At 42.6% G+C, this 24,071-nt stretch carries 19 protein-coding genes; 10 read left to right on the top strand and 9 right to left on the bottom strand.

Going from position 1 to position 24,071, the window contains the following annotated elements:
- Positions 1-72: 72 nt before the first annotated feature.
- From ABFV72_RS07620 to ABFV72_RS07605, 4 genes are all read left to right on the top strand, one after another.
- Complete coding sequence (locus tag ABFV72_RS07620) at positions 73-1,089, top strand: ABC transporter permease (RefSeq protein WP_347163030.1); 1,017 nt, start codon at positions 73-75, stop codon at positions 1,087-1,089.
- A gap of 140 nt (positions 1,090-1,229) precedes the next feature.
- Complete coding sequence (locus ABFV72_RS07615; RefSeq protein ID WP_347163029.1) at positions 1,230-2,144, top strand: ABC transporter permease; 915 nt, start codon at positions 1,230-1,232, stop codon at positions 2,142-2,144.
- 1 nt (position 2,145) lies between these two features.
- Positions 2,146-3,213, top strand: a complete 1,068-nt coding sequence (locus ABFV72_RS07610) for an ABC transporter ATP-binding protein (protein ID WP_347163028.1) — start codon at positions 2,146-2,148, stop codon at positions 3,211-3,213.
- Entirely contained in the window at positions 3,210-4,181 is a 972-nt protein-coding gene (locus ABFV72_RS07605) for a peptide ABC transporter ATP-binding protein (RefSeq protein WP_194364900.1), read from the top strand. Before ABFV72_RS07610 ends, ABFV72_RS07605 begins: the two co-directional genes overlap by 4 nt.
- Before the next feature lie 42 nt (positions 4,182-4,223).
- On the opposite strand, the gene ABFV72_RS07600 is transcribed toward ABFV72_RS07605, so the two are convergent.
- From ABFV72_RS07600 to serS, 4 genes are all read right to left on the bottom strand, one after another.
- Positions 4,224-5,276, bottom strand: coding sequence for an NERD domain-containing protein (locus ABFV72_RS07600; protein ID WP_347163027.1), 1,053 nt, complete (start codon positions 5,274-5,276; stop codon positions 4,224-4,226).
- A gap of 60 nt (positions 5,277-5,336) precedes the next feature.
- Complete coding sequence (locus tag ABFV72_RS07595) at positions 5,337-5,879, bottom strand: hypothetical protein (protein ID WP_347163026.1); 543 nt, start codon at positions 5,877-5,879, stop codon at positions 5,337-5,339.
- 271 nt (positions 5,880-6,150) lie between these two features.
- On the bottom strand, positions 6,151-8,148 hold the full coding sequence (gene tkt, locus ABFV72_RS07590; RefSeq protein WP_347163025.1) for a transketolase: 1,998 nt from the start codon (positions 8,146-8,148) through the stop codon (positions 6,151-6,153).
- Positions 8,149-8,443: 295 nt separating this feature from the next.
- A complete protein-coding gene (gene serS, locus ABFV72_RS07585; RefSeq protein WP_347163024.1) occupies positions 8,444-9,730 on the bottom strand; it encodes a serine--tRNA ligase in 1,287 nt (428 codons plus the stop codon).
- A 498-nt stretch (positions 9,731-10,228) separates the two neighbouring features.
- On the opposite strand from serS, the gene ABFV72_RS07580 reads away from it, so the two are divergent.
- Positions 10,229-10,888, top strand: a complete 660-nt coding sequence (locus ABFV72_RS07580; RefSeq protein WP_101206317.1) for a YcxB family protein — start codon at positions 10,229-10,231, stop codon at positions 10,886-10,888.
- Between the two features lie 266 nt (positions 10,889-11,154).
- Entirely contained in the window at positions 11,155-11,640 is a 486-nt protein-coding gene (locus tag ABFV72_RS07575) for a Dps family protein (protein ID WP_347163023.1), read from the top strand.
- A 118-nt stretch (positions 11,641-11,758) separates the two neighbouring features.
- On the opposite strand, the gene ABFV72_RS07570 is transcribed toward ABFV72_RS07575, so the two are convergent.
- From ABFV72_RS07570 to ABFV72_RS07560, 3 genes are all read right to left on the bottom strand, one after another.
- On the bottom strand, positions 11,759-12,463 hold the full coding sequence (locus ABFV72_RS07570) for a DUF2057 family protein (RefSeq protein WP_347163022.1): 705 nt from the start codon (positions 12,461-12,463) through the stop codon (positions 11,759-11,761).
- 102 nt (positions 12,464-12,565) lie between these two features.
- Entirely contained in the window at positions 12,566-13,369 is an 804-nt protein-coding gene (gene hda, locus ABFV72_RS07565; protein WP_102093670.1) for a DnaA regulatory inactivator Hda, read from the bottom strand.
- Between the two features lie 328 nt (positions 13,370-13,697).
- Entirely contained in the window at positions 13,698-14,804 is a 1,107-nt protein-coding gene (locus tag ABFV72_RS07560; RefSeq protein WP_057761151.1) for an AI-2E family transporter, read from the bottom strand.
- 517 nt (positions 14,805-15,321) lie between these two features.
- Here ABFV72_RS07560 and purM point away from each other — a divergent pair.
- On the top strand, positions 15,322-16,383 hold the full coding sequence (purM, locus tag ABFV72_RS07555; protein ID WP_101206312.1) for a phosphoribosylformylglycinamidine cyclo-ligase: 1,062 nt from the start codon (positions 15,322-15,324) through the stop codon (positions 16,381-16,383).
- Entirely contained in the window at positions 16,383-17,075 is a 693-nt protein-coding gene (gene purN, locus ABFV72_RS07550) for a phosphoribosylglycinamide formyltransferase (RefSeq protein WP_347163021.1), read from the top strand. The genes purM and purN overlap by 1 nt, the downstream gene beginning before the upstream one ends.
- 171 nt (positions 17,076-17,246) lie before the next feature.
- On the opposite strand, the gene ABFV72_RS07545 is transcribed toward purN, so the two are convergent.
- Positions 17,247-18,620, bottom strand: a complete 1,374-nt coding sequence (locus ABFV72_RS07545; protein ID WP_114700474.1) for an NAD-dependent succinate-semialdehyde dehydrogenase — start codon at positions 18,618-18,620, stop codon at positions 17,247-17,249.
- A gap of 402 nt (positions 18,621-19,022) precedes the next feature.
- A complete protein-coding gene (locus tag ABFV72_RS07540; protein WP_057761159.1) occupies positions 19,023-20,012 on the bottom strand; it encodes a LysR family transcriptional regulator in 990 nt (329 codons plus the stop codon).
- A gap of 703 nt (positions 20,013-20,715) precedes the next feature.
- Between ABFV72_RS07540 and ABFV72_RS07535 the strand changes: the two genes are divergently transcribed.
- Together ABFV72_RS07535 and ABFV72_RS07530 are read left to right on the top strand one after the other, a co-directional pair.
- Positions 20,716-22,302, top strand: coding sequence for an isocitrate lyase (locus ABFV72_RS07535; RefSeq protein ID WP_101206309.1), 1,587 nt, complete (start codon positions 20,716-20,718; stop codon positions 22,300-22,302).
- A gap of 153 nt (positions 22,303-22,455) precedes the next feature.
- A complete protein-coding gene (locus tag ABFV72_RS07530; protein WP_347163020.1) occupies positions 22,456-24,066 on the top strand; it encodes a CYTH and CHAD domain-containing protein in 1,611 nt (536 codons plus the stop codon).
- The last annotated feature ends 5 nt before the right edge of the window (positions 24,067-24,071 follow it).

Below are 24,071 nucleotides of genomic sequence, written 5' to 3'. Positions count from 1 at the left end.
TAAGCGCTTTGTCACGGATCTCTTCATCATCGCTAATACTCTAATCATTGAACCACAACTATTGAGCAGCCCATGCTACTTTATATTCTGCGTCGTATTGCCATTTTAATACCCGTCTATCTTGGCCTAACGCTATCGACCTTTACTCTAATTCGTCTCGTCCCTGGAGATGCGGTCGAGATTATGATGGGCGAGCGTATGGTCGATCCCGAGCTACATGCCCGTGCCCTAGAAAGGCTAGGATTAGACAAACCACTCGTTGCCCAGTATTGGGATTATTTGACTGGCATCCTAACGGGTGATTTTGGTCAGTCCTTTCGTACTCGTACGCCCGTATTGCAAGACTTTTTTGCCCACTTTGTTCCTACTCTAGAATTGGCGTTATGCGCTATTGTTATCGCTAGTGTCATTGGTGTCAGCTTAGGCATCTTTGCTGCCCTGCGCCGTGGTACATGGATTGATTACACCCTAATGTCAGGCGCGTTGGCAGGCTACTCTATGCCCATCTATTTATTAGGCCCCATCCTGACTGGTATCTTCGCTCATTATTTAGGTCTCCTGCCCGTCGCTGGGGTGATATCTGTCGCACAGTTTTTAGATGTGCAACCACTGTATGGGTCATGGTTACTCGGCTCACTAAGCTCAGGAGAGCCTGACGCGTTTTGGAACGTGGTCAAACACTTTATATTGCCCTCTATTGCCTTGTCGACCATTCCGTTAGCAATGATTGCGCGAATGACACGCTCTGCGATGCTAGAGGTGTTAGATGAGGATTATGTGCGTACAGCACGGGCCAAAGGCTTATCTCCACGCCGAGTGATACTAGTCCACGTAATGCGTAATGCCTTGATTACGGTGGTTACCGTCGTTGGCCTACAGATGGCGACATTGCTCGCAGGCGCCATTATTACCGAGACTATCTTTAGTTGGCCAGGCGTTGGTAATTGGCTACTCGATGGGTTTTTCACTCGTGACTACCCTATTGTACAAAATGGTATCTTATTGGTCGCCACCGCTTTGATTTTGGTTAGTTTATTTATTGATATTTTGTATGGTCTGATCAATCCACGTATTCGCCATACTTCTTAATTCAACATTGATAAATACTCACATTATAAATAGTGATGATTAGCGCTTACATGGTTACAAAGGTTTTGGCAAATTTCTAATGATTGTCAGGAAAGGAAGCCCAAACGAATCCAATGCGCTAGCCACTATAGGAAATGCTCATGAAGCCTTCTGTTCTCCCCTCTGATGTCAATCTGATGGCAGCCACACCGCCGTCATCTTGGCAACTATTTTTATCGACGTTCTGCCGAAACAAAGGTGCCGTGATTGGTTTTATTGTACTGGCATTGATGGTCCTAGTTGCCATACTCGCCCCTACTATTGCGCCTCATGATCCTTATGAATTATTCACCGGTCAAGAACAATTGCCACCTGCCTTTCTGGATGGCGGCAATACGATGTTTTGGCTCGGCACTGATGATGCGGGTCGAGATACGCTATCTCGGGTGATGTATGGTGCGCGTTATTCACTGTTTATTGGTCTGAGCGCCACGACTCTTGCGATGTTGGTTGGTATTTCACTTGGGCTAAGTGCTGCGTTTTGGCCAAAGGTCTGGGGCAAGGCCGTCATGCTAGTCAATGACATTTTGATGTCTTACCCGAGCTTACTATTGGCCATCATCATTGCCGCTATCTTAGGGCCTTCTATGACCAATACGATTATTACGATCGCACTGGTCTGTACACCACCTTTTATTCGGCTGACTCGTGCCACTGCGATGGTAGAGCTACAACGTGAGTATTTTATTGCCTCGCAGGTAATGGGCGCTGGCGTGCTGCGCTTATTGTTTATCACCATTTTACCCAACTGCATGGCACCGCTTATTGTACAGGCGACGATGATTTTTTCTTCTGCTATTTTGGAAGCAGGCGCGATTGGTTTCTTAGGCTTTGGCGTACAGCCACCAGATGCCGAATGGGGCGCCATGTTAGGTACGGCACGTCAATACATTCAAAGTAATGTTTGGCTCGCTATTTGGCCGGGTGTCGCTATTTTCTTGGCTGCCCTGTCGATTAACTTGACTGGTGATGGCTTACGCGATGCACTAGATCCCAAATTAAAGCAGGTGACCTAACATGACTGATCCATTAATTAAAACGCCTATCAACCATACCTCTATGAATGGCGCATCAAAAAAAGAATCACCCTTGTTATTAGATATCGAGAACCTATCGGTTACTTTCGGTCAAGGGATACGTGCATTTCGCGCAGTCGATGATGTGTCGTTAAAGATTACACAAGGTGAAGTCATCGCTGTCGTGGGTGAATCTGGCTCAGGCAAGTCCGTCACTATGATGGCGCTAATGGGACTGTTGCCACCCTCTGCGACAGTCCGCGCACAGCGAGTGGTCTTTGATAACAAAGACATGCTTAGCATGCCAGCCAAAGAGAAGCGCGGCATCATTGGCAAAGACATCTCTATGATTTTTCAAAATGCCATGTCTTGCCTAAATCCAAGTTTCACCGTTGAGATGCAGTTGGGCGAAGTGCTACGCAAACATCTTGGTTTGCGAGGCGCAGCCGTACAGACGCGCATCCTAGAGCTGCTAGAATTGGTCGAAATGCCCGATGCCAAGAATCGTCTCAAGGTCTATCCGCATCAGCTATCAGGTGGTATGAGCCAACGGGTTATGATTGCGATGGCGATTGCTTGTGAGCCAAAACTACTGATCGCCGATGAACCGACTACGGCTCTGGATGTCACCGTCCAAGCGCAAATCATGGACTTGCTGAGCCGATTGCAACGCGAAAAGCAAATGGCGATGGTATTGATCACTCATGACTTGGGACTGGTCGCACAGAACTCACGTGATGTCGCGGTCATGTATGCCGGACAAGTGGTTGAAACCAGTACTGTGCCAGAGATTTTTCAACATCCTGCTCACCCTTATACTGAAGCATTACTGCAAGCTATCCCTGAGTTGGCTATCGGTCAAGATAGATTGAACAGTTTACCAGGGGTCGTTCCAAGTCAATACGATCGTCCAAGTGGTTGCTTACTGTCTCCTCGTTGTACATACAAGGAGCCCACTTGTGAAGTACCACCACCTATTTTAGATACGCCTACTGGCAAGGTGCGTTGTATTGATTCTAATATTACTTCTCGCCCCTCTCACGCTGCTACTTTGGAGTCCCAAGTATGAGTAACAAAGTGGTCTTAAAAGCAGACAACCTACACAAGCACTACCCAGTATCACAAGGTCTGGGCAAAGCAAAAGCGTACGTGAAAGCCCTCAATGGTATCTCGTTCGAGCTTGAAGCTGGCAAGACATTGGCAGTCGTTGGTGAGTCAGGCTGCGGTAAATCAACCCTTGCCCGCCAGCTGACGCTGATTGAAGCGCCTACACATGGTGAACTATTTATCAATGATGAAGGCACCACTGGCTATAGTAGAAAAGCGCTCAAAGAGCTGCGTACCGAAATTCAAATGGTCTTCCAAAACCCTTATGGCAGCTTAAATCCGCGCCATACTATTGGCTATCAGTTGACTGAACCATTGGATATCCATACCAAACTGTCCAAAGAAGAAAAGCGTGACAAAATCAACGAAATGATGAGAAATGTTGGTCTACGTCCCGAACATGCTGGTCGTTATCCGCATATGTTTTCGGGTGGTCAGCGCCAACGGATTGCCCTCGCCCGTGCGATGATGCTCAATCCTAAAATCGTCGTCGCTGATGAGCCGACTTCCGCACTCGATGTATCCATTCAGGCGCAAGTACTAAATCTATTTATGGATTTGCAGGATGAATATCGTACCGCTTACGTTTTTATCTCGCATAACTTGTCGGTCGTACGCCACGTCGCTGATGATGTGATGGTCATGTATTTAGGTCAGGCTGTCGAGCACGGGCCGAAAGAAGCGATTTATAATGCGCCAAAACATCCATATACCATCGCCCTATTGGCTGCTGCACCAACGGTAAATGGCCATAAAAATGATTTGACGCTACAAGGTGAGCTACCAAGTCCGCTCAACCCACCAAGTGGCTGTGCCCTACACAAACGCTGCCCATATGCCAAGCAGCAATGCAGCGAAATAGAGCCGCAACTGCGAGAATGGGACGGTCGATTGGTTGCTTGTTTACGTTTAGAAGAAATATATGGTTAAGGTGACTAAGGTTAAAATGATTAAGGTTAAGATGATTAACGATTAATCAATATTCACCACACCGCGACATTTGGGAAATTGGCTACAACCAAAAAAGGTCTGCCCTTGATTCAGGCCTTTTTTTGCCACACGCTTTATCATCTCACCGTTACATCTCGGGCAGGTTGGTGTTTGAATTAAATCAGCTGTATGGTCTATCACCTCAACTGTCGCAGAGGAACTCGCTGCTAATTCAGGCTCTACAACCTCAAACGGCGTAAGAAAAACCTTATCAGCAATATCGTGCGATGTAATGGTATGCTGAGGGACTGCCTGCTGAGTGTCCATACTATCAATTGGTAACTCGCTAGATTCAACTTCAGTCTGTCCAGACCATCGATGCACTTCCCTACTTTTTAGAATAGCTCGTTTAGCGGTTTCTTTTATTATCAGCTCTGGTGTAGGCTTATTAGCCACTTTAGCAGCAGCAACTGGTTTATCATTAGCGTTACCGCTAGGCTGTTTGTTTGTATTCTGGCTTGGATTGCTATGCTTGTCTTTTAGATAGGCTTTATGCTCTCTATTGGTATGCCAAGACTTACTAAATCTATTGCTATTAATCTGCTCAACGATAGATACAACCTCATCTTCAGTGAGTATCTTATCTTGCTTTTTCTTCACATACGAGACCATACCACTCGTCAATACGTGCTCGGGTAACTCATCACGGGTTTTCAGTTCGCACTCACCGATGAAAGCAATCATCGAATGAAAGTAGCTCAGCTCCAAGCCTAATAAATTTGCGAGCGTCTTGATATGCAGATAATTTTGGCGCAGTGGGTTTTGGAATTTGAATTTACTTCCATTTGGGAATGATTGCGTCCACTGCTTTTGGTTCTCGCTACCATATATCCAGCCTTTATAATTTTTGGTTTCGATCACAAAGATGCCGTATACAGAGACGATAATATGATCTATTTGAGTACTGCCACCATTGGCTCGTGGTAAGGTAATACTGTTTAATCGGTGATAGACGTCTTTTTCAAGCTTGAGCCACATGGCGACGTTGATGACGGTCTCACCTAGGAAACCTTTGAAGGAGGATTTTAGGGACATGGTAGCGATCTTTAGAATGGTTATAGAATGTACTAGGCGTAATAACAAAACTCTTTACATTTAATTAATCAGCACTCTCTTACGATGCTTTAAAGGCTTGGCATAAGCAGAAGAACATGATTTGATATGTTTATAAAAGCTTTTATAAACCCGATCATACTCTTCATCAAGCTGTTTAAGTACATCTAAAGTACTATCGCTAGGATTAACTTCATGTTCATGCTGTGCATTTATCAGGTTTCCCCCTGCATTTAAAAACAACTCATATTTTTTCTCAAGCTCTGGAAAATATAAAGCTATTAATATTTCTATCTTGCCACCTTCTCTATAAAATTCATCAACGTCCAAAGTTTCATCGCAATTGCTTGAAAAACTTTTGGATTGAACTTCCTGAATAATGGCTGCAAAATCAACCAGTCTAAAAACCACTTCCTCAAACTTTATTCTCAAAAAGGCTTCATACTCCTTTTTGCGTTCAGCTCTCTGAGTAATGAGAATACCGCACAGTCCAAATATTCCGATTATGCAGGCTGCTATCAAGCCTTCACTTAGTTCAATCTGTTTTAGCCATGTAATAGCATTTGCCAGTTCGATACTATCCATCTAATTTTTCCAGTTCTATAGTCGTATAATTTATTTTTATATGAGAGCTGCACAAGAAGTAAAATATAGCTTTGTGAGCAATCAATCTATTCTAATTTACCACTAAATCATTATGTTGAGGTACAGAATTTAGTACTGATTGCAGCAGTTATTTCATCGATAGCCATATTGATGAAAGCAGACCAAAAGAAAAGCCAAAGATTAAGCCATAAAAAAAGCCACTAGATTTCTCTAGTAGCTCTTTTTTTAAATACTAACTAAGTTAGGTTTATTACACCAAACTATTTACCGCTTCAATCACAGCATCAGTCGTGATACCAAACTCTTTATACAAGTCGCTAGCAGGAGCAGATTCGCCATAAGTGGTCATACCGATGACTTTGCCATCTAGACCAACGAACTTATACCAGTAATCTACATGCGCGGCTTCTACTGCGACGCGAGCACGAATATTGGCAGGCAATACCGCTTCACGATAGCTAGCATCTTGCTCAACGAAAATCTCAGCACATGGCATAGAGACCACACGAACGCCAACACCATTTGCACTTAACGCTTCATACGCTTCCATCGCTAGGCCAACTTCTGAACCAGTAGCGATGATGATCGCTTGTAGCTCGCCTTGCTCTTTTGCCAGTACATAACCACCTTTAGTGATATTCGCTACTTGCTCGCTATCACGTGCTTGATGTGGCAAGCTCTGACGGCTAAAGATCAATGCTGATGGGTTGTTTTCTGATTTGATCGCTTCTACCCAAGCGCTTGCAGATTCAGTCGCATCACACGGACGCCATGTACGTAGGTTTGGCGTAGTACGTAGGCTAGTCAATTGCTCAACTGGCTGATGCGTTGGGCCATCTTCACCCAGACCGATAGAGTCATGCGTATAGACATGGATGACGCGCTGCTTCATGAGTGCGCCCATACGTACTGCGTTACGTGCGTATTCCATAAACATCAGAAAGGTCGCAACATAAGGGATAAAGCCGCCGTGCAATGCGATACCATTGGCAATCGCGGTCATACCAAACTCACGTACGCCATAATAGATATAGTTGCCGTCAGCGTCTTTCTCGATGCCTTTAGCGCCTTTAAATAGCGTGAGGTTTGAGCCAGCTAGGTCGGCTGAACCGCCCAATAGTTCTGGCAATAGTGGCTGCAAGCTGTTGATAGCATTTTGACTGGCTTTACGACTAGCAACATCGCCGCCCGCTTCTTGCGTTTGCTGAATATAGGCCTGTGCTTGGCTAGCAAAGTCAGCAGGCAACTCGCCATTTAGACGGCGTGATAGTTCTGCTGCAAGCTCTGGATAGGCTTTCTTATACGCTTCAAAGTCTGCATCCCAGTTCTTTTGCTGGACATCACCTTTTGCTTTAGCATCCCACGCTTCATAGATTTCGTCATCTAATTCAAATGGGGCATGTTTCCAAGACAGCGCATCACGAGTCAAGGCAATTTCATCATCACCAAGTGGTGCACCATGACTGGCGGCTAGACCTTGTTTGTTCGGGCTACCAGCACCGATCGTGGTTTTACAAATAATTAGACTTGGCTTAGTAGTCTCTGCAATCGCTTGCTCAGTTGCTTGCGTGATTGCATCAGTATCATGACCATCGACTTTGATAACTTGCCAGCCGTAAGACTCAAAACGCGCTTCAGTATCATCAGTGAACCAGCCTTCGACATTACCGTCGATTGAGATACCATTATCATCGTAGAAGAATACCAATTTGCCAAGAGCTAGTGTGCCAGCCAATGAGCAAACTTCATGACTGATACCTTCCATCAAGCAGCCATCGCCCAAGAACGCATAAGTATGATGATCGACGACGTTATGACCGTCGCGGTTGAACTGTGCGGCTAGGGTTTTTTCTGCAATTGCAAAACCAACGGCATTAGCAATACCTTGTCCTAGTGGACCAGTCGTCGTTTCTACACCAGGTGTGTAACCAAGTTCAGGATGCCCTGGGGTTTTTGAATGCAGCTGACGGAAACCTTTAAGGTCATCAACGCTCACATCGTAACCTGATAAATGTAGCAATGAATAAATAAGCATCGAGCCATGACCGTTTGACAGTACAAAGCGATCACGGTTGTGCCAATTAGGATCTGCTGGATTGTGCTTCAAAAATTTGCGCCACAAAACTTCGGCAATATCAGCCATACCCATTGGCGCACCCGGATGTCCAGAGTTGGCTTTTTGAACCGCGTCAAACGACAGTACACGGATGGCATTGGCTAGTTTACGTTCGCTAATTGGAGCTGGCATAGAGTGTCCTAATATTCGAATGAGTCGTATAAAGATAAGAGGAGAGTTTACTCAGAGGATAATCCATCAAAAACGCGGCAGGCGTCTTCAATGGATAGGCTATAAAATAAAGATGCAATATTAACATATTTGCTATGAGCCTAGCCAAAAATGCGGTAACAAGACCGTTTATATTTAGCAATGACTCACATCAGTTTTGTTAAACGATAAGTAGTTATAGGTTTTAATTTAAGTTATCAGTAACAAGCTGCGAGTGACATAAGTGTCAAGCAGCTCATTACTGATAGTCAATTTGTTAAACTAAAATAGTCTCAGCACCACCCATAAACGGACGCAGCACTTCTGGAATCGTGATGCTACCATCGGCGTTTTGATGATTTTCCATAACGGCGAGTAGCGTACGACCAACCGCCAAACCTGAACCGTTTAAGGTATGAGCTAAGCTGGTTTGCTTGCCATCTTTGACACGTGTACCCATGCGGCGCGCTTGGAAATCACCACAGTTAGAGCAGCTAGAAATTTCGCGGTAGGTATCTTGGCTCGGTAGCCATACTTCGATGTCATAGGTTTTTTGTGCGGCAAAACCCATGTCGCCAGTACATAGCTGTACCGTGCGGTATGGCAACTCAAGCTGCTGCAAGATATATTCAGCCTGCCCTGTCATCGCCTCTAGCAAGTCATCGGACTGATCGCTAGTGCCAACATTGACCATTTCAACTTTTTCAAACTGATGCTGACGAATCAAGCCGCGAGTATCACGCCCGTGCGAACCAGCTTCACTACGGAAACATGGTGTATGCGCCGTGAATTTTAATGGAAGCTCTTTAATATCCAAACGCTCGCCGCGTACCAAATTGGTCATTGGCACTTCAGCGGTTGGAATAAGGTAAAAATCCATCTCATCGTTATTGGTGTGATTGCTTAGCTTAAACAAATCATCTTCAAACTTAGGCAGCTGACCCGTACCTTTTAAGCTATCGCTATTAACGATATAAGGCACATAAGTCTCAAGATAGCCGTACTTCATCGTGTGCGTGTTCAACATAAATTGAATTAGTGCACGATGCAATTGCGCCAATTGTCCTTTAAGCACGTTAAAACGGCTACCAGTCAACTTAGTCGCTGCTTCAAAGTCCAGCATACCAAGTGTCTCACCGATATGAGTATGATCTTGAATTTCAAAGTCAAACGTACGCGGCGTGCCCCATTTACGCACTTCTACGTTATCGTCTTCTGACGTACCGACTGTTACATCCGCCGCCGGAATATTCGGAATTTGCAAAGCCGCTTGAGTGATGCGCTCTTGTAGCGTACGTAGCTCGTCTTCCGCAGCTTTAATCTCACCGCTAACGCTCTGCATCTCAGCCAATAGCTCACTGGCATCTTCACCTGATTTTTTTAGGGCACCTACTTGCTTAGCACCAGCATTACGGCGCGATTGCAACTCTTCGGTTTTGATTTGTAGAGACTTACGCTCGTTTTCAATCGTCTGCCAGAACTCCATATCAAGCTCATAACCACGGGTGGCTAGTTGCTGCTGTAGGTCGCTTAAATCGCCGCGTAAGAGTTTCGGATCAATCATAGTAGTTGCCTGTAACACTAAAGGTGAGTAAAAGGTTTAAAAGTATTATTAATAGGGTAATTGCCTAGCGTATCGCTATCACGGTCTTTGTGATAACTGGCTATGACGTTATGTTTTATATCAACATATCTTGTAGTCGCTATAATACCAAGACACGGCAGATTTGACCATGTTTTGGATATCTTTGGCTGCTTTTCGCTGTTTTTGGCTGACTTTCTCTAGGTTTTGTTCATTATGCTAATCGCTTATAGCAAGTTATTCTGTTTTTAATTTCTGACTTTCGCTTTCGTCTAGTCTTAATAAGCTGAGTATAGAGCGTGAACTACGTCATTAATATGACATCTATCCGTGAACAGTCTTGCTTATATGTTTCATTTAGGAGTACTTTTCGGTAAGATAAGTGCATACCTTTATTCACTTCTAGCCAAGTACAGCATCGCTGCTTCGCTTTGGCAGTTTTAATCCAACGCTTTTAATATAAGTATTTGAGAAACCTTTATGGCCCTGTACCCCTACACGCTCCAACCTGTCGCCTTAAACCTAACTGAGGCTGAATTTCACCAAGCACAGTATGAACTGTTTGCCAGTGCCAGCCCGTCTTTTGGTTTATCAAGCTTTAAGACCAAAGAGTGGATCATCATGGCAGTGGTTGTGGTACTCGCTATTGCAGGACTTATCTTTGTGACAGGCTATTCAACCATTATATTTTGGTTAATGCTGGTTGGTGTGGTGATTTATTTATTGGCACGTACTTTAGGTTTTAAATGGTACGTGAAAAGAGAATTTGACAAACAAGTTGCCGACCAAGAGATGCCAGATGAAATGCGCCAGATGAAGTTAGGTGTGCAAAAGCATGGTCTAGTCATGGCGATGCCAAGCAACCAGCCTGATATGATGAAAAACTCGCAAATGCGCGGTATGCAAATGCGTGCAGGTGCGACTCAGCAAGCAGTTATTCCTTGGACCTCTATCAAGAGCTGGGATGAGACTGATGACTATATCTTTATGATGTTTGAGCTAAAAGGTCAACAAGGTAGCCAAATCGTACCAAAACGCTTGCAAGCACAGAAGTTTCCTATTGATACGATACGTCAACATTTACAAGAAGTGGTGCCCGTGAAAGGCTTAAATCCTGAAAACTTGCAGCCACCAGCGTAAATGTAAAAAGGTCTCTCTATCGTTTAGAAAAACAGTAGAGAGACTTGGTTTCAGTTTTATAAAACCAATCGTAAAATTGTATTTATTAAATTTAACTTATTAATAATAGTTTGTTATTATTATAAGCATCAAAGGAAAAGATAAGATCTATATTAATAGTTACAGATGAAAACTAAAGTATTTTTCGCTGTATGTTAATTTATTAGAGCCTTTATCCTTCTTTACTTATTATCGTATAACTACACTCACACTATAAGGACAATACTATGAGTAATTCTAATAATGCTACTAACCAGATCGGTCTAGAAAAAGCAGACATGAGCGAAGTCATCGCCAAGTTAAACAATCTACTATCAACATATCACGTGTTTTATTTAAACGTACGTGGCTATCACTGGAATGTAAAAGGTGAGCATTTCTTTACTTTGCATCCGCAATTTGAAGAGCTGTATACATCACTACAACTTCAAATCGATGAAATTGCTGAGCGTATCTTAACTTTGGGTGGTACACCACTTCACGCTTATAGCGATTTTGCGCAGCATACTAGCATCAGTGAAGACAAAAACGTCAAAGATGGCACAAGCTGTGTCAAAGGTGTGGTCACTGGCTTACAAGCGTTAATTGCAGAACAACGTCAAGTATCAGCCCTAGCAGAAGAGAGCGAAGACCAAGGTTCAGCTGACTTAGTCGATGCTTACGTACAAGAGCAAGAAAAACTCGTATGGATGTACAACGCATTCTTGGGTTAAGAATCATTAGATTTTACTAGGATAAATTTTAATAAGCATAATGATCATCAAGTTCTAAATAATAAAAAAGCACCTAATTAGGTGCTTTTTTATTGTCTATCTTTTAGAAAAGACTGTTTTATTTTTCGATCCATTGACGCATTTTTTCACGTTCAGCAGGCGTGGCTTGTAGCCATACTTGCATAAACGTATCTAGCGTACTGGTAGAAGTATTTACGCTAGTAGTTTGCTTAACAGTAGTCGTGCTAGTGTTGACGTTGCTAGTAGAATTTACTACTGGTTGATCTAAAGAGGCAATAGCACGTTGATTCTGTAGCTCTGCATCACCTGCACCGCCGAACACGCCGCCTAGCGCTTTACCAAGGCCTGAAAATAGACCGCCTTGGTTACCGGCCATACTTTGCTGGCTAGCAATGACAGTATTGTTCTGTTGCACAGCGAGCGTAGGCTGCTTGGCATATTCTCTAGCAGCTTCATAATCTTCTGGTTGATTAGGCATAGTCAAACGATATGTTTGATTGTCGGCTAATTGTGCCGTCACACTGACATTACCTGAACGCAAATAATCATGCTCATCACGACGCAAGTTATATAAACGGTCATACTTAGCAGTAATAGCATGTTGTCCAGGCTGTAACGTAAATGTTTTTTGTAGCGGCTGAAAAGCGCTCTGCTGAATTTCCTGCCCATTAATAGCAGTTACTTTGATATGGTCATCAACCTGTAGAGTAACCGCTGCCTGTGACAACATAGAAACCGAGGCAGCCCCCACCAACAACGTGCCTATCGTTAATTTCTTTAGCAAAAAAGTATTCGATTTCATAAGTTATTCCATTAATAGTAAAAGCGAGTTGGACAAAGTATTTGTATTCTAACGGTTATTCATTTTTTGCTGCTAAAGGTCTTACTACTAAGAGTTTTGCTGCTAAAAATCAAGTGGCATCGTATGTTGGTCTTGATCAGGAGTGTCGTTATCTACTTGCGTCTCTTGAGCGATATCCGCCAACTCCGCGGCAAGCGTTTGCTCATCGATGGTACGCAGAGCGTCACTTATGACCGCTTTTGAGATATTACTGCGACCAAGGTTGGAAAACATTGGTTGAATATAATTAAGTACTTCCATCATCGCACCGATACGATGCGGTCCATCAGTCAGTAAGTGATCAATAATTCGATCGTCAAACTGCCACCCACGCCGACGCAAAATAGACTGTAGTAATGCTTGTCTGTCTGCCAAATCATGACCAGTAGGCACTTTAAAGGTAGGCGCTTGTGCCAAACGCGTCATTAAATCTCTTAACTGAAATGGTAAGTCGTCGGCTGGTTTATTAGCGGCAAATAATAACTGGCGTTGCCCTTCTCGGCTACGATTGATCAGGTGAAATAAAGCTTCTTGCCACTGACTGCTCTGCTCAAGCACTTCCAAATCATCGATGGCAATCAGATCAAAGTTTTCTAACGATGATAGTACGTGGACATCTGTATGAATCAGCTCATTAAGGGACAAACAGATAGCCGATTTGTCCATCTCGATAAATGACTCACAAATAGCGGACAGCAAATGAGACTTACCTGTGGCAGGGCTACCAAACAGATATAGTTGACCGATCAGGCCGACATGTAACTGCCGTACTGCATCAATAATCGACATCCAACCGGGACCGGCAAAGTCGCTGAGACTTGCATCATGCTTAATGTCCAGATTGAGACTTAGCTGTGCTTCTGCCATGAATCATCAACTCGTGTTGCGTAGTGCAATGGAAAAATATAATAGAAAAGATAGGTTACTTTGAGCTGTATTCATTACTATCAATACTAGCCGCTACAACTGTAAGTAATGGCCCTATAGTATTTGCAAAAATAGGTCAGTCACTTTGTTGAAAACAACGTTAGCAAAATTGGTACCAAAACGGTTGATACTATCAACACTGCGCCTATATATAACATATTTACAAAATGACTGACAAGTCTTTTACCCATTAAGCCTTATCAATCATTGCGTTCATATCTTGATATTACATAGCAATCTTTATCTAGTATGTTCAATAATAAGATAATTATCTTTTTTCAAACAATGCCAGTTGTTTACGACCTTTATAAAAGTCAGTGGTCCGATAATAGTTGTATAAATGGCGGAACAGGACGTTTAAGACAGCGGACACTGGTAAGGCGATTAACATACCGACAAAGCCTAGTAAACTGGCACCTGCCAATACGGCAAATATGACCCACAATGGCGATAGGCCAATCTTATCACCTAACAGCAATGGTTGTAGGATATAGCCTTCTGCAGCTTGTCCAATCAAGAACGCACCTACGACCAATGACAAATACGTCCAGTCCAATCCGAACTGAAATAAGCATGCGATAATAGCTGCGATAAAACCAATGCCGAATCCTAAGTACGGCACAAAACTGGCAATGCCTGCTACCATACCAATGATAAGCCCAAGTTCCAGCCCAATGAGCTGTAACTGTACAGCATAAATAGCGCCTAGCAACACCATCACCAGCAATTGACCTTTGATAAATGCCATCAATGCCAGATCACACTCTTTAGCTATTTCAGTCACTTTTTGACAGTAAGCACCTGGTATCGCCATCTTCCAGTTATGCAAACGCTGATCCCAATTAAATAGGAAGTAAAAGGTCAAAATAGGCACTAATACAATAAGACCTGCGTTATTGATGAAGTTCATACTTGAGGTCAGTATTTGGCTCATCATGGTGCTAGCATCAGCGAACTTATAGTTCGTTTGCATATAATCGACGAGAGTATCGGAAAACTCTTTCGACTCTAACTGGGGCAGTTTGATACGAGTATTACTATTGAACCACTCTCGTACTACTTGGTTGTACCAATTAAATATCTTAGGTAAATAATCCCAAGCCGCTTGCAGCTGATGCCACAATGTCGGTACCAACCACCACAATAATAATGCCATCCCCAAAGTAATTGTCGAGTAAACAATAATAATCGCGACCCAGCGCTTGATATATTTTGATAGGCGCTTGACTAGAGGATTAAATAGGTAAGCCAACATAAAGGCAAAAACGAAAGGTACGATGACGGGCATCATCAAATACAAGAGAAATACAGCCACCACTAACGCCACGACAATAAATAAACGCCGAAAAAAAGGATCTATTGGTTGGTTCATCATGGCAAGTAATCCTATAGTTGGACGAGGTTAAAAAAGTGACAGGTTTGAAAAAGTGACAGGAAGTCAGTGATAGCGATTTCTAAATGATATAACTATAGTCATCACGATGTGTCACTAGGCAAATTACTTTCTTTTCTCATTAGTTTTAGCTAGCTAAACTGAGACGTATCAAAGTTCCTAAAAAATCTAATTTTTGATAAATTTATGTTTATTAGTTTTTATTCTGTCAATCACATTTGGACTTGTATTAAGACCATTATTGACAATAAATTTAGCGTTCTATTATCGCAGAGTACAACAAAAAATCAGTCATTTTTTGTTTCTTAACCGCTTATTTGCCACTTAATGCAAATCTTAGTCAAATATTGGCAAGTTGCTTTGCGAGTACGGTCTGTTTTTGGGTATAATGCGCGCACTGTCTTTAAACTTTGCTTTTGAACTTTATAACGCTGATTTTTGCGTGCTCAATTACTTTACCTTCTAACCCCAATTATCTATCCCCAACTGTGAGATGACTATGAGTGACAAGCCTTCTTTAAGCTACAAAGATGCCGGTGTTGATATCGATGCAGGCGATGCTTTGGTTCAGCGAATCAAGTCCGTTGCAAAAGCCACTACTCGTCCTGAAGTCGTGGGTGGACTTGGCGGTTTTGGTGCGTTATGCCGCATCCCAACAGGTTATACTTCGCCACTATTGGTTTCTGGAACTGATGGCGTCGGCACCAAACTAAAATTAGCTCTACAGCTGAACCGTCATGACACGATTGGTATTGATTTGGTCGCGATGTGCGTCAATGATCTATTGGTTTGCGGTGCAGAGCCATTATTTTTCTTAGATTATTATGCAACTGGTAAGCTAGATGTTGATGTTGCGGCGACTGTCGTGACTGGTATTGGTGATGGTTGTAAACTTGCTAACTGTGCACTTATCGGTGGTGAAACTGCTGAAATGCCAGGCATGTATCAAGACGACGATTACGATCTAGCTGGATTCTGTGTAGGCGTGGTTGAAGAAGCAGAAGTCGTCACTGGTGAAAATGTCGCAGAAGGCGATGTATTGATTGCCCTTGCCTCAAGTGGCGCGCACTCAAACGGCTACTCATTGGTTCGTAAAGTCATCGAAGTTAGCGGTGTGGATGTTACGAGTAGCGATGAGCAACTAGACGGTCAGCCTATTCAAGACGCTCTAATGGCTCCTACCCGTATCTATGTAAAAGCCATCAAAGCATTACAAGACACGCTTGGTAGCTCAGCTTTACATGCGATGTCACATATCACAGGTGGTGGTCTAACGGATAACTTGCCACGTGTACTACCTGACAATCTAGCGGCTAGCATCGATACCAATAGCTGGCAGTTCTCAGAGCTATTCACTTGGCTACAGACCCAAGGTAATATCGCGCAGAGCGAGATGTACCGTACCTTTAACTGCGGCGTTGGTTTTGTCATCGTTATGCCAAAAGACAAAGCAGAAGCTGCTATTCAGACTTTAACTGATGCAGGCGAGACAGCTTGGCAACTAGGTGAAATGGTCAAACGCAGCACTGATGATCAGGCGGATGCAGTGGTGTACCGTTAATGTCAATTGATAACGCAAGTCAGCCTATCAAACCATTACGTATTGCTATTCTAGTCTCAGGAAGTGGTAGCAACCTGCAAGTATTAATTAATGCAATGCAAGCAGGTGCGCTACCGATTGAAATCGTTGGTGTCATTAGTAACCGTGAAGATGCTTATGCATTGACACGTGCTAAAGATGCCAATATTCCAGTTGCAGTATTGTCACACGTTGCTAGTGGTAAACGTATGGGCATCAAAACATTTGAAACCCATGCCAACGAGCAGCTAATAGCGTGGCAACCTGATTTGATCGTCTTGGCTGGGTTTATGCGTGTACTAAGTGGCTCATTTATCGATAATGCACCAGTGCCCATGATTAATCTTCACCCTTCTCTACTTCCAGTTTATAAGGGTTTAGATACTCATAAACGAGTCATACAAGCGGGTGAACGTCGTCACGGTTGTAGTATTCATAAAGTGACCGCGGAGCTCGATGCGGGTCAGGTATTGACTCAAGCTGTATTAGATGTCGATATCAACGACACCGCAGAGAGCTTACAGTCACGGGTACAGAAACTTGAACATCAGCTACTACCTTGGACTATTTTACTACTAGCAAAAAATGTATTGTCACTTGAAGCAAATAATACATCATCGCAAACACAAACTTATTTACCTAAGTTGCCTTTGCAATTGCTTATAGACGGATAAGAATTCTGGCCTATTAAGCTGCTTTTAATAATGCTTTATATAGCTCAATAAAAAGCCCAGCTACTCGTAATGAGTAACTGGGCTTTTTTATTTGATAACTATTTATTATTTACTATCATTTAAAATCGTAAATAGTTATCTATTTAGCTAATTCGTCTAATCAATTCATTCTTAAAATACATGAACTGCTTTAATGTTGACAAACTCTTTGATACCGAAGCCGCCATGCTCACGGCCATAGCCTGAGTTTTTCACGCCACCAAATGGTAGTGCAGGATTGGCAAGACCATAACCATTGATATAGACCATACCTGTATCGAATTGCTCACGTGCTAAACGAACAGCTTTCTCTTCATCTTTTGAGAAAATCGCGCCACCTAGACCATAACGACTGTCGTTAGCGATGCGCATTGCGTCGTCTTCATCTTTTGCACGAATTAGTGAAGCGACGGGGCCAAATAGTTCGTCATCGTATGCAGGCTGACCTTTTTCAACGTTCTCTAGGATAGTTGCTGGATAGAAGCTACCTTTACCTTCAGGTACCTTACCGCCAACAGCAATCGTTGCACCTTTAGCCACACTCTGTTCTACTTGCTCGTGTAGCTGCTCACGCAAATCTGCACGTGCTAATGGACCGATATCTGAGCTGTCGTCCATTGGATCACCCGCTTTGGTACCTTCAAACTTCTCAACGATACGCTTACGGAATTCGTCGTATACGCTATCGACTACGATAAAGCGTTTGGCTGCTACACAAGTTTCACCGTTATTGATTAGACGTGCTTGAGTACAGGTTTCTACAGCAGTTTCGATATCAGCATCTTCTAATACAATAAATGCGTCATTTGAACCTAGCTCTAATACCGCTTTCTTAATCGCCTTAGCTGCTTGTTGTCCAACGATCACGCCTGCTTTGTCACTACCTGTCAATGTCACGCCGCGTACTTTGTCATTACCAATCAATGCTTCTGACTGGTCATGATCAATGATAATCGTACGGAACAAATCACTTGGTAATTCAGACTCGTGAAGAATTTTTTCAATTAATAAACCAGAGCCTGTTACGTTAGATGCGTGTTTTAACAGGACACTATTACCCGCCATTAGATTTGCAATGGTGTAACGGAATACTTGGTACGCTGGGAAGTTCCAAGGCTGCATGCCGTAGATGATACCGATAGGTTGATACGTCACTAGTCCTTTTTTCATGCTTTCAATATCACGTACATCATCAGCTAAAGAAGCAACACCGTTTTCAGCAGTATAATCACAGATAGCTTTACAGAGATCAATCTCTTGCATGCTCTGGCTGTGTAACTTGCCGCGCTCTTCAGTCATCAGCTTAGCCAGCTCTTCTTTGTATTCCATCAGCTTATCACCGATAGATTTGATGACACGACCGCGTTCCTCATGGCTTACTGTACGCCATTCTAGAAATGCATTATGTGAAGCATCGACGATCTTGTTGACTTCGTCATTGCTCATATAATTGTAGTTACTGATTTCTTCGCCAGTGGTTGGGTTAATAGTAGTAATGTCTGACATGGTTACTGTCCTTATTATTCGAATTTATATTTGGGATCTATAATCGGGTTTATTGCCACTTGTAGTTGTTTTGCTGTGACAGTTTTAGTTATTAAATTTACGTCGATAGCACAATCTATTGGTAGCTCGTTTTCTATCTGCCATTATCTTAACAAGCTATTTGATGAAGAGTTTTACAATATATTGTGAAGTGTGTTGAAGATGTTAATAGTGTGACTGACTTATTAAGTCTATCTAAATGTAAAATATCAATTATTAATCTCTAGAAAATAAAAAACCAGCCTAACAGCTGGTCTAATAACTATATAGAGTGGGAGCTAAAGAAAAATACTTTTATTAAAAATTCAGATAATCAGGAATATTCCGCTCTAATAAAAGATAGATTCAACTCACACAAACCAATCAAAACAAATGATTAATAACCGGTATCTCTTGCGGCGGATTTTCTTCTTCAGCAACGACTTGTCGTGCCACATGCATAATTAACTGACGTAACCAGCGATGGGCTGGGTGATGCTGCAACAAAGGAGACCATGCCATCGTAAGCTCAAACTCAGGAATAAAAAACGGCGGATCTTCCATCATAATACTGTCGTTATTTGCCTGCATTCTTGCCACACGCGTGGGCAAAGTCGCTATCAAATCTTTATTTGCTGCAAGCATAGCAGGCATTTGATAATGTCGAGTAAAGACACTGATTTGACGTTTTTGCCCAAGGCGCTGCAGGGCCTGATCGATAGATCCTAGTCCACCAGATTTTTCTGGATTGACCCCAAAACCCACACCCATACCGGTTTTAGATACCCAAACGTGCTGTGCTTTAAGGTAGTTTTTCAGATTAAAACGATTCGCATAAGGACTATCAGAAGATAATAGGCAGCTAAAAGTATCGCGCCATACCAGAACTTGATGGAAGCTTTGAGGTATTTCATTAAAACGGTTAATCGCTAAATCAACTCGTCCCTGCTCCATATCTCGATAAGAGACGTCTGATGGAGTCAAAAAGTCCAAAATTACATTGGGTGCTTCAGAACGTAATGCTTTTACGAGCTTAGGTACTAGGGTCGCTTCGGCATAATCCGATGTCATGATACGGAACACACGAGAGGTACTATAAGGGCGGAATTCGGTACGTGGCTCCAACACCTGAGTCAAGTCAGCGAGTATCTCGCGGATACGTGGCTGTAGCTCAAGGGCACGTTCAGTCGGCGTCATACCCTCAGATGAGCGTACCAATAATGGATCATTAAACAGCTTACGCAAACGGCGCAAGATATTACTCATAGCAGGCTGAGTAATCCCAAGCTGCTCGGCTGCGCGAGTAACGTTTTTTTCTCGGAGCAACACATCTAGATGGACTAATAAATTTAAATCGACCCGCTGCAAATTCATATTTGGTTCTCTTGGCTTTTGAGTAAACGCCATATTAAGGCTGGCATTTGTAGTGCTGCTACGTTGATTTGTGCGCTATAACAGCATAATTTCATTATTTTTTACTAATTTTGTTCTGGATTTTTCTATTAGCTATCCATTATAACTCATTCAACCTATCGTAAATCCCTGTTATATAAACATTATATCATATAGAAATACCAAAGATAACTATCATAAATTAGATAAATCTTGGTAAGGTGGTTATAGTGAGTTCTATAAAGGATTTGCAGCATAGAGGACGAACCTTAGGTTCATAAGCTGTTTTTATCCGATTAAATATTGTCGCTAAGTAATATATTAATGGTTTTTATCAGTCATTAAATACGGTTAATTGACCTCATTATTGTAACATCTCTTGCTACCAATTATGACATCACTGGCTATTAAGTATTCAGATACCTTTTAGATATTTCAGATACCTTTTAGATATATAGTGAGAATCGATAAATATTTATAAATCAGCAATTATTTTCAACTGTTGAGTTCAGCAAACTTCTTGTAATAGCGTAGCGGTTTGTTTAGGGTAAATAGAGCTTCGATAGATAAATGATAGACCAAATTTTGAATATTACTTTTTAGTACAAAGATTTTAGTAGAGCGACAGACCCATTATTTTAACAATTAACTTATTTGTTTTTACACCCCACCAAGGAGACTATAGATGTCAACTGCATATAAATCAGCGATCGACTTAGTACGTGAATTAAAGCAAAAGCACGGCAACTGGCAGAACATTAGCGAAGTTGATGCTGCACGTATGATGTCACAAAACCGTTTCAAGACGGGTTTGGATATCGCAAAATATACTGCAAAAATCATGCGTCAAGACATGGAAGATTATGACAATGATACGTCTCAGTACACGCAGTCTTTAGGTGCATGGCATGGTTTTGTTGCACAGCAAACTATGTACGCTAAGAAAAAATATTTCGGTACAACTTCTAAAACTTACATCTACCTTTCAGGTTGGATGGTAGCTGCCCTACGCTCTGAGTTTGGTCCACTACCTGACCAATCTATGCATGAAAAAACGTCAGTACCTAAGCTAATCGAAGAAATCTACACCTTCTTACGTCAAGCAGATGCTAAAGTGTTGAACGACTACTTCCGTGAGCTAAACGCTGCTGAAGAAGCTGGCCAAGACACTTCAGCTATCCTAGAAAAAATCGAAAACTTTGATTCACATGTTGTGCCAATCATCGCTGATATCGATGCAGGTTTCGGTAACGAAGAAGCCACTTACCTATTGACTAAGCAAATGATCGAAGCTGGTGCTTGTGCCATTCAGGTTGAAAACCAAGTTTCTGATGCTAAGCAATGTGGTCACCAGGCTGGTAAAGTAACTGTACCGCATGAAGACTTCATCTCTAAGCTAAACGCTATCCGTTATGCATTCCTAGAGCTTGGTGTTGAAGACGGCGTTATCGTTGCTCGTACTGACTCTGAAGGCGCATCACTAACACAAAAAATTCCAGTATCAAATGAGCCAGGTGACCTTGCTTCTAAATACATCGATTTCATCGAAATGGAAGAAGTAACGCTAGAAAATGCTCAAGAAAATGACAGCCTACTTAAGCACAACGGCAAACTAGTACGCCCAGTTCGTCTACCTAACGGTCTATATCAGTTCCGTGAAGAGACTAACATTGACCGTGTTGTACTTGACTGTGTAACGGCTCTAGAAAACGGCGCTGACCTACTATGGATCGAAACACCGACTCCAGACGTAGAGCACATCAAAATGATGGTTGACCGTATCAAAGAGCAACAGCCTAAAGCCAAGCTTGTATACAACAACAGCCCATCATTCAACTGGACGCTTAACTTCCGTAAGCAAGTTATCGCTCAGTGGGAAGAAGAAGGCAAAGACATCTCTGCATACAATAAAGATGACTTGATGAGTGCTGATTATGACGGTACTGAGCTTGATGCAGCAGCTGACGTAGCCGCTAAGAACTTCCAACGTGATGCGTCACGTGAAGCTGGTGTATTCCATCACTTAATCACGCTACCGACTTACCACACAACTGCTCTTAGCGTTCATGAACTTGCTAAAGGCTACTTCGGTGAAGAAGGTATGCTTGCTTATGCAGCTGGCGTACAGCGTAAAGAAATCCGCGAAGGCATCTCTTGTGTTAAGCACCAAGCAATGGCTGGTTCTGACCTTGGCGATGACCACAAAGAAATCTTCTCAGGCGATAACGCTCTGAAAGCTGGCGGCGGCAAGAACACGATGAACCAGTTCTAATAACCGACAGACTAGCAGTATTTATCAAAAAACCGCCCTACATCATGTAGGGCGGTTTTTTATTGCGGTTTAAATAATCAGAGAATGGTAGACTAATAATGGTTTATCAAAACCATCGATCAGAGCCATTAGTCAGAATTATTAGGAGCTAATATGCAAGAGATAGAGCTGAAGTTTTTGGTACTAGAGTCACGGCTAAAGGGTTTAATGCGTCAAACGCACGTTAAATCCTCACAAGTGATGCAACTGGCTGCACATTATTACGATACGCCTGACCAACAGCTTGCACAGGCAGGTATCGGTCTGCGTATTCGCAAAGAAGGCGATACATGGGTACAAACCATTAAAGCTGGTGGTGATGGTATCGCGGCACGCTTGGAGCACAATGCCGTACTCGATAATGAGCAAGTACAAGCGATGCTCGATAATAATGAGATGATGCCTGATTTGACAATATATGCAGACACTCCAATCGCTGAGGCATTGGCTGACTTTAAACTCAAAAAGTTAGCGAAAAACCTGACACGACTTTATGTTACTGACGTCGAGCGCACTATGCGGTTGCTAACAGAAAGTAATGAGGATGAAACCGATAACTGTATCGAAATGGCTTACGATCAAGGAGAGATTATTCATGGTACTGATGACTCGCTACGCAAAGCCATTCAAGAGATAGAGTTTGAACTGGTGTCAGGAGATTTAGATTTTCTATTTACGACTGCCAAAACATGGTGCAAGCGCTATAAGCTGTGTCTATCTACCGTGACCAAAGCTGAGAACGGTGGCTTACTTATTAATGGACAAAAACACAGTTCAGCGGTCAACGCAAACCTAAGTCAATTGCAAATAGACAAAGACAGTAGTGCACCAGCCTTTATACGTGCGGTCGTACACAATTGCTTATTGCAAATATTACCAAATAGCAGTGCTATCGTCGCTGGCAGTATAGATGACGATCATATTTTACAATTGCGGATTGGTATTGATCGCTTGCGTACTGCGTTGAAAGCATTTGCTGACTTCTCTGATGAGATTAACCCTGAATGGCTGCCGATACTAAAGCAAACTGCAACCTTGCTTAGCGATTACTATCAACTTGCTTATATCAATGCACAGATCGAACCTGAGCTACAAGCATGTGGCGCGCCTGCCGTTGACTGGACAACAGATATTGAAAGTATCAAAATCACGCCCATCAATACGCTGCAAGCCAATGACTTTCAGATAACCTTGCTAGAGCTGATTGCCTTTACTATGAGCGACTCAAGCATTGAACCTCAGACTGATCAGCTTGCCCACGATAAGCTAACGAAAGTCCTTTCTAAACAATATAAAAAATGTTTTAAAACCAATAAACAAGCTGACGAAGTAAGTGACGAAGTAAATGTTGCTAAGCTTGTGAGCAATAACGTAGACGTAGATCTAGATGTAAACACAGACATTGCTGATAATAACCAACCTGAAAGCGAGCTGCTTAATCAGTTAAGAGATTTGCGTTACATCAGTGAGTTCACCGCACCTTTACTAAGTAAGAAAAAAGCTAAAAAGAAAACCAAACGTTGGCTAAAACGGCTGATAAAAGCGCAAAAAGCGTTAGAACAACTGAACGATGATAATCAATATCAGCAGTTCTATGAATTAAAATCAACAACAGATACTAATGCTTTATATGGTGCGGGTTGGTTTACGGCCATACTGACTGATGACCAGAGTCATATTGATGCACGTTTAGCAAAATTTGCAGATAGCTCAACGTTTTGGTAGAAGTA

This window comes from Psychrobacter proteolyticus (assembly GCF_039762275.1).
In the GTDB taxonomy this organism is placed as follows: domain Bacteria; phylum Pseudomonadota; class Gammaproteobacteria; order Pseudomonadales; family Moraxellaceae; genus Psychrobacter; species Psychrobacter proteolyticus_C.
Note: the sequence above shows the minus strand (reverse complement) of the source record. Positions and strands in the feature narration are given on the sequence as shown.